At 63.9% G+C, this 7,182-nt stretch carries 6 protein-coding genes and 1 tRNA gene; 4 read left to right on the forward strand and 3 right to left on the reverse strand.

The genetic code is table 11. The features are described 5' to 3' along the window. Positions 1-41 precede the first annotated feature (41 nt). From NKH70_RS32005 to NKH70_RS32015, 3 genes are all read left to right on the forward strand, one after another. Positions 42-2,195, forward strand: a complete 2,154-nt coding sequence (locus NKH70_RS32005) for a thiamine pyrophosphate-dependent enzyme (RefSeq protein ID WP_352721747.1) — start codon at positions 42-44, stop codon at positions 2,193-2,195. Further along, positions 2,188-3,762, forward strand: a complete 1,575-nt coding sequence (locus NKH70_RS32010) for an indolepyruvate oxidoreductase subunit beta family protein (protein WP_352917064.1) — start codon at positions 2,188-2,190, stop codon at positions 3,760-3,762. The genes NKH70_RS32005 and NKH70_RS32010 overlap by 8 nt, the downstream gene beginning before the upstream one ends. A 162-nt stretch (positions 3,763-3,924) precedes the next feature. Next, complete coding sequence (locus NKH70_RS32015; RefSeq protein WP_352721744.1) at positions 3,925-4,218, forward strand: GYD domain-containing protein; 294 nt, start codon at positions 3,925-3,927, stop codon at positions 4,216-4,218. A 183-nt stretch (positions 4,219-4,401) separates the two neighbouring features. Here the strand turns inward: NKH70_RS32015 and NKH70_RS32020 are convergent, their stop codons facing one another. The 3 genes from NKH70_RS32020 to NKH70_RS32030 all read right to left on the reverse strand — a co-directional run bounded on the left by NKH70_RS32020 (position 4,402) and on the right by NKH70_RS32030 (position 5,604). Continuing rightward, a complete protein-coding gene (locus NKH70_RS32020; protein ID WP_352721742.1) occupies positions 4,402-4,728 on the reverse strand; it encodes a hypothetical protein in 327 nt (108 codons plus the stop codon). Between the two features lie 66 nt (positions 4,729-4,794). Continuing rightward, a complete protein-coding gene (locus NKH70_RS32025; RefSeq protein WP_502908445.1) occupies positions 4,795-5,205 on the reverse strand; it encodes a globin domain-containing protein in 411 nt (136 codons plus the stop codon). Between the two features lie 323 nt (positions 5,206-5,528). Then, positions 5,529-5,604, reverse strand: a tRNA-Thr gene (locus tag NKH70_RS32030). 340 nt (positions 5,605-5,944) lie between these two features. On the opposite strand from NKH70_RS32030, the gene NKH70_RS32035 reads away from it, so the two are divergent. Beyond that, positions 5,945-7,102: a hypothetical protein gene (locus NKH70_RS32035; protein WP_352721741.1), complete on the forward strand. Its 1,158-nt coding sequence runs from the start codon at positions 5,945-5,947 to the stop codon at positions 7,100-7,102. Positions 7,103-7,182 lie beyond the last annotated feature (80 nt).

Consider the following 7,182-nt stretch of genomic DNA (forward strand, 5'->3'; position numbering starts at 1 on the left):
CTTACGCGCCGCCACACGGGCGGCAACGGAAGGAGCCCAAAATGGCCGAACGGTCTTTTGCCAAGGAAGTCGAAAAGCTCAGGCTCGGCGCCGGCGAGGAGTTTTCCGGCGAAGGCATTCTCGCCATCACCAAGGCGCTGCTGCAATGCGGCGTCGGCTATGTCGGCGGCTATCAGGGCGCGCCGATCAGCCATTTGATGGACGTGCTGGCCGACGCGCAGGATATCCTGGGCGAACTCGGCGTGCATTTCGAGGCGAGCGCCTCCGAAGCGACCGCCACCGCCATGCTGGCCGCGTCGGTGCATTATCCAATCCGCGGTGCGGCGACCTTCAAGTCGACGGTCGGCACCAATGTCGCCTCCGACGCGCTGGCCAACCTGGCGTCTGGCGGCGTCACCGGCGGTGCACTGATCATCGTCGGCGAGGATTATGGCGAAGGCTCCTCGATCATGCAGGAGCGCAGCCACGCCTTTGCCATGAAAAGCCAGGTCTGGCTGCTCGACCCGCGACCGAACCTGCCGTCGATCGTCAAGGCGGTGGAGGACGGCTTCGAGCTGTCCGAAGTTTCCAACACGCCGGTCATGTTGCAGGTCCGCATCCGCTGCTGCCACGTCCATGGCCATTTCATCGCCAAGGACAACAAGCGCCCGGCGATGACGGTCGCCGATGCCCTCGAGGCGCCGCGCCGCGACACCGGCCGCATCGTGCTGCCGCCCGCGTCCTTCCTGCACGAGAGGGAGAAGGTGCAGAAACGCTGGCCGGCGGCGGTGGATTTCATCCGCACCAACAGGATCAACGAGTTTTTCGGCCCGGAGCACGGCTCGGTCGGCATCGTCATGCAGGGCGGCATGTACAATTCGGTCATCCGGGCGCTGCAGCGGCTCGGCCTCGCCGACACCTATGGCGACACCGACGTGCCGCTCTATGTGCTCAACGCCGTATACCCGCTGGTCGATGACGAATTCCTGTCTTTCTGCGAAGGCAAGGACGCCGTGCTCGTCGTCGAGGAAGGCCAGCCCAACTACATCGAGCAGGCCTTTGCCGCGATGCTGCACAAGGCCGGGCGCGGCACCAAGCTCGTCGGCAAGGAACATCTGCCTATGGCCGGCGAATACACCGGCCAGGTGATGCTCGACGGCATCGGATCGTTCCTGCGCGCCACCATCCCGCATCTGCTGCCGAGCGAAGTCCGCGCACCGAACAAGATCGGCGACGGGCTCGACACCGCCGACCTGATCAACGTCGTCCCGGGCCGTCCGCCCGGCTTCTGCGTCGGCTGCCCGGAGCGGCCGATCTTCGCCGCCACCAAGCTGGTCGAGCAGGAGTTGGGCAAGCACCACATCGCCTCCGACATTGGCTGTCATTTGTTCTCGATCATGCCGCCTTTCGAGCTCGGCGCCACCACCATGGGCTACGGGCTGGGGCCGGCCTCGGCTTCGGCGTTCAATTCGCCCGATGCCAAGCGCCGCTCGATCTCCTTCGTCGGCGACGGCGGCTTCTGGCACAACGGCCTGACCTCCTCGGTCGGCAATGCGGTGTTCAACAAGAACGATGGCGTCATAGTCATCGTCGACAATTTCTATTCGGCCGCGACGGGAGGGCAGGACATCCTGTCGTCCCGCGCCGGCAACAAGACCAAGTCGACCAAGCACCCGATCACCGAGGCGGTGAAGGGCATGGGCGTCAAATGGCTGCGCCACATCGACCGCACCTACGACGTAACCAAGATGCAAGCCACGCTGCGCGAGGCGCTGACGACGGACGAAAAGGGCCCGAAAGTCATTGTCGCCTCGTCCGAATGCATGCTCAATCGGCAGCGCCGCGAAAAGCCCTTGGTCGACAAGGCCATCGAGGGCGGGACGCGCATCGTCAAGCCGAAATTCGGTGTCGACGAGGATATCTGCACCGGCGACCATGCCTGTATGCGGCTTTCCGGCTGCCCGTCGCTGTCGGTGAAGTCGCTGGACGATCCGTTACGCGACGATCCGGTGGCGCATATCGACCAGAGCTGCGTCGGCTGCGGCAATTGCGGCGAGGTCGCCGACGCGGCGGTGCTCTGCCCGTCCTTCTACCGCGCCGATGTCGTGCACAATCCGAGCCGCTGGGACCGTTTCCTTGAAGCCGCTCGCCGCGCTACGATCGGCCTCTTGCAGCGGCGTCGTGAAAGCCGGCGCCTGATATTCGCCGATGCTTGACGCTGTCCCATCAACCCGTTCCAAGGCCGGCGCGCCGGACGACGAGCGCGTCATCAAGCTTGCCGTGCTGGCGGTCGGCGGCCAGGGCGGCGGCGTGCTGGCCGACTGGATCACCGACGTTGCCGAGCGCAACGGCTACGTCGCGCAATCGACCTCGGTCGCCGGCGTCGCCCAGCGCACCGGCGCCACCATCTATTACGTCGAGATGTGCCGCGACACCGGACGCCTGCCGGTCTTCGCGCTGTCGCCGTCGCAGGGCGATGTCGATATATTGATCGCCGCCGAACTGATGGAGGCCGGCCGCGCCATCATCCGCGGCTTCGTCACGCCCGAGCGCACGACGCTGATCGCCTCGTCGCACCGCATTGCCGCGGTCTCGGAGAAGATCGAGCCTGGCGACGGTCGCGCCTCGTCCTCCAAGGTGCATGCCACGGCGGAAGCCGCGGCCAAGCGCTTCATCGCCTTCGACATGGAGAAGATCGCCGCCGACAACGGCTCGATGATCTCGGCCAGCCTGCTCGGCGCGCTGGCCGGCTCCGATGCCTTGCCGTTCACACGCGAGAGCTACGAGCAGGCGGTCAGTGCCGGCGGCCGCGGTGTGAAGGCCAGCCTCGCCGCCTTCGGCGCCGCCTATAATCGGGCGCGCGGCATCGCGAGTGCGCCTTCGGGCGACAAAACTGAACAGCCGGCGGCCGCTGAAACCGGCTCGGGCGCGGCGACAGAAGTCAGCGGTCCGGAAAGCCTGTTGAAGGGCTGGCAACAATTGGCGGCACGCGTTGCCACGCTGCCTGCACCCGCGCGCGACATGGCGCTTCGCGGCCTGAAAAAAGTCGTCGACTACCAGGACATCGCTTATGGCGGCGAGTATCTCGACAGGCTCGACCGGGCGGTCGTCCTGGACAGTGCTGCCCATGACTACGCGCTGTCGATCGCCGCCGCTAAGCATCTGGCCAACGCGATGTGCTACGACGACATGATCCGCGTCGCCGACCTGAAGACGCGCTCGAGCCGCGACCGACGCGTACGCCGCGAGGTCGGCGTCAAGGAGGGCTCGGTCCTGCAGGTGACCGAATATTTCCATCCGCGCATTGAGGAATTCTGCGGCACGCTGCCGGCCGGGCTCGGCAGCTACATCGAGGACCGGCCGAAGCTCGCCGCCTTCCTCGACCGCCGCATCAACCGCGGCCGCCACATCCGTACCGACAGCTTCGCCGGCTTTGCCGCTTTGTGGTTCATCGGCGGCCTGCGCCGCTGGCGCCGCCGGCTGCTGCGCCACAAGGTCGAGACTGCGCATATCGAACGCTGGTACGCGCTGGCGCTCGGCCATGTCAGGGAAGACTATGCGCTGGCCGTCGAGATCCTCAACTGCCGCCGGCTGATCAAGGGCTACAGCGACACTCATGCCCGCGCGCAGTCGAAATTCGACCGGGTGCTGTCGGCGCTCGACCTGCTCAAGGGCCGTCCGGACGCCGCCGACTGGATCCGGCGCCTGCGCGAAGCCGCGCTGAAGGACGAGAAGGGCGACATGCTCGACGGCGCGCTCAAGACCGTGGCGTCGCTGCAGTAAACGACCCCGCCTCCTCCAGCTGATCGGTGAAAAACTGGTGCGGCGGCCACTCGGGCATTGGTTGCCGCCTGTGGTTCGCGCACCCGGCTCGTGCTATCATAGTTCCGGGAGACGGCGGACGCGCCGTGAGCGCCCGCACACTCCCCATCATGGGAGGAACCAATGGCTTACTTCGTATTGCTGTCGAATTTCACAGACCAAGGTATCAAGAGCATCAAGGATACGCAGAAGCGTGCCGACGCCTTCAAGGCGATGGCCAGCAAGAGCGGGATTAAGGTTCACACGCTTTTGTGGACGCTTGGTCAATATGATGTCGTGGCGATTGCCGAAGCCGACGACGATATCGCTGCCACCGCACTTGCCTTATCGATCGCATCGCTAGGCAACGTCAGAACCCAGACATTGAGGGCATTCGACACGGCAGATATGGCCAAGATCTTGGCAAAGGTGGCCTGACCGCCACCGAGCTGGCAGGCGCAAGCGATTGTAGCCGTCTGCCAGCCGAACGGCGGCAGGGTTGTTTGTCTGTTCCCTGAAGCGAAAACCCCGGCGCGAGAGGCCGGGGTTTTAGTGTCCTCAAAAAGGCCGCTTGCGTGACCCGTATACGCGACCCATTACCGATCATTCTATGTTCAGCCTTTATTGGGTGGTCTCCACCTTCGCGACAACGAGCTTGCCTTCGGCGCGCGAGATTTCGAGTGCCTGGCCGGGACCCGCCAACTCGCCCGGGACCGAGATCACGAGCGCCTGGCCCTCGGTGAGGGTTGTGACAAAGCGTACAGGCGAACTTTCTTCGCCCGCCGCCATCGTGGTGACCACCCGATAGCTGTCATCCGTCTCCGTATAGTAAACGACGCCGTGAAAGCCGCCGAGATCGATGGTCCCACCCTTCAGGGCCGTGAGTTCGCCGGCAGATTCGGAACTTGCCACCACGCAAAACGCTGCAAGGGCTGTATGTCTTAACATCGTGTTCTCCTCTGTTTATGATTTATTATTCGGCTGGATTGTTGCCTTCGGCTGCACCTCGGCAGGTCACGCTGCGAGCTGATCCTCGCGGGCAGCCGCGATCATCACACTCGCGAGCAACCCGTCGGCCGCCTCCCAGGCCGCTCGGACCGGCGGCGTAAAAGCCGTGCCGAGGCCGGCCGCCAGCGTCTCGATGAGCGCCTGCCCGACGATCTCCTCGACGCCGTAGGTCACGTGACGCTTGGCGAGCTCGCGCACTGTCGGGAGAATGGTGTCGGCGCGGTCCAATCCGTGCACGACGAAGCCCCGGCTCGCCATCAGCTTGGTGCCTTGCTTGGTCATGTCGCACCGGAAATAGCGCGCGAAGATCCGCGTCGATCGCGAACAGGCGGTCGTAGAACAAGCGGCGGCGGCCACGCGTATCGGGACGACATCGCGAAAACTGTCCTGGACAAATCTGATCTGGTCTGGTGTCACGGCGACGCTCCTTGGGTTTTCTGGCGAGGCTCGACCATCCCCCCAAATGCGTTTCATGTGCATTTCGCCTGCGCGCAGATGTGTTTCAGTTGTGTCTCAATTGGTTTTCATTTGCGCTCATTTGCCTTCAGATCCCGACGGACGGGATCGTGCGCTGGGTCGCTCGCATCCTGATGATGACGCGTTTGGATTGAAGAAGACGGAGGCGAGCCTGTGGTGACATGAGGCAAGGGGCGAAAAGCGCCGCCGAGATTTGTTGGCAGGATGTTGGCAGGGCGTTTTTCGCTCTACCCCTAGAAAACCCGCAAAGCCTTGGGAAATAGTGGTGCCGCTTAGGTGACTCGAACACCTGACCCCATCATTACGAATGATGTGCTCTACCAACTGAGCTAAAGCGGCCCGGGAAGCCAAGCTTCCAAGATGGGCTGGGTGATAAACGCAACCAGCCGTGAATTCAAGATGGCAGCCGCGAATTCGAGACGGCAATTCGTGTTCATCCAAGGCCCGGCGCAGGGAGCCGCTGCGTGGAGCCGGCATGCCGTCGCGCGCTGCCGCACCGGTAGGCCGCCCGCCGCTTGGCGGGAAAATCAGCGAAAAATGTTGATTCCTTTACCGAAAACCGCCGAAATCGGTTTTGTACCCCTCTGCAAGGCAGAATGCGGCCGCTCGCTTGTTGATTGATTGGTCGCCTGCGGCTAACGATCATGACAATGTGAGTGAAATTGCAGAGGGAATTCGCTTGGACGCGATCGAAAAAGCGATCCGCAATGCCTTCGAGAAAGGCAATGCCGACGACCGGGCGTTTCGCGAGCGGGTCTATCGATCGGCTTTCGCGGCACTCGACCGTGCCCTGCAGGCCAATCCAAACGTCACCGTGGAAGTCGCCATCAAGCGCCGCAAGGCGGTCCAGGCGAAGATCACCGAAATCGAATCGGAATTCCTGCCGGCGGTTCCCGACGTCGCCGCGCCGACCGACGGTTTGGAGGCAGCACCGGCGGTGGAGCCTCCGGCTGAAGCCGAAGCTGAAGCCGAGCCCGCGCCGTCGCCTGACATCGTCGTTGATGGTCCGGCGCAGCCGCCCGAATCCGACGCGCCCCGGTCGCGCGTCCTGCCGGTCGTCCCCGACATCATGCCCGACGCGCCTGTTCCCGAGGCGCCGGTGATCGACATGGGGGCCTCGGCTGCGACCGAAGCCGAAATCGACGACGCGGAAGTGACGCCCGACCGCGACGACCGGCGGGCGAGGCGGCGGCGCCTGCCTTTGACCGCGATCTTCTTCGGTGTGACGCTGCTCGCAGCCGCCGGCATCGGCCTTTATTTCGCCAACCAGACCGGCGTCTTCAAATCGGCGACCGAGCTCGACACGTCGCCACCGGAAGCCCCGCCAACGGTCGATGGCGATGATTTCACGCCGGACGACACCGCTTCGCCGCCGAAGCAGGGCGAGCAGGACCAGGCGCGCGACTGGATCAACGTGTTTTCGCCGGGTGACCCGACGCAGGTCAATGCACCGTCGGACGCCAAGGCCGACGTTATCCAGGACGAAAGCGGTTCCTTCCTGCGCATCCGCTCGGGTGCATCCGGCTCGGCCATCAGCTTCGACGTCGGGCAAGGCGTGCTGGAGAGGATCGCCGGCAAGCATGCCACATTCGACATCATCGCACGCTCCGAGGAGGGCCAGGAGACGCAGATTTCCGTCGACTGCAATTTCGGCGAACTCGGCGACTGCGGCCGCAAGCGCTATGCGGTCGGTCGCGAGCGCAACGAATATCTGTTCGACGTGCGCTTTCCCGACAAGCGTCCGGGCGCTGCCGGCACCATCGCCATCAATTCCGACTTCGACAAGCAGGGCAAGTCGGTCGACATCTACGAGATCCGCGTTTCAGTCGTTCCCTAGAGTCTTTCACGTTTTGACGGAAGCGTATCCGGCGTTTGCGAAGTAGTTTTTGCATTCGCCGGGTTCGATCGTCGCAACGA

It is taken from the genome of Mesorhizobium sp. M0991 (assembly GCF_040318915.1).
In the GTDB taxonomy this organism is placed as follows: domain Bacteria; phylum Pseudomonadota; class Alphaproteobacteria; order Rhizobiales; family Rhizobiaceae; genus Mesorhizobium.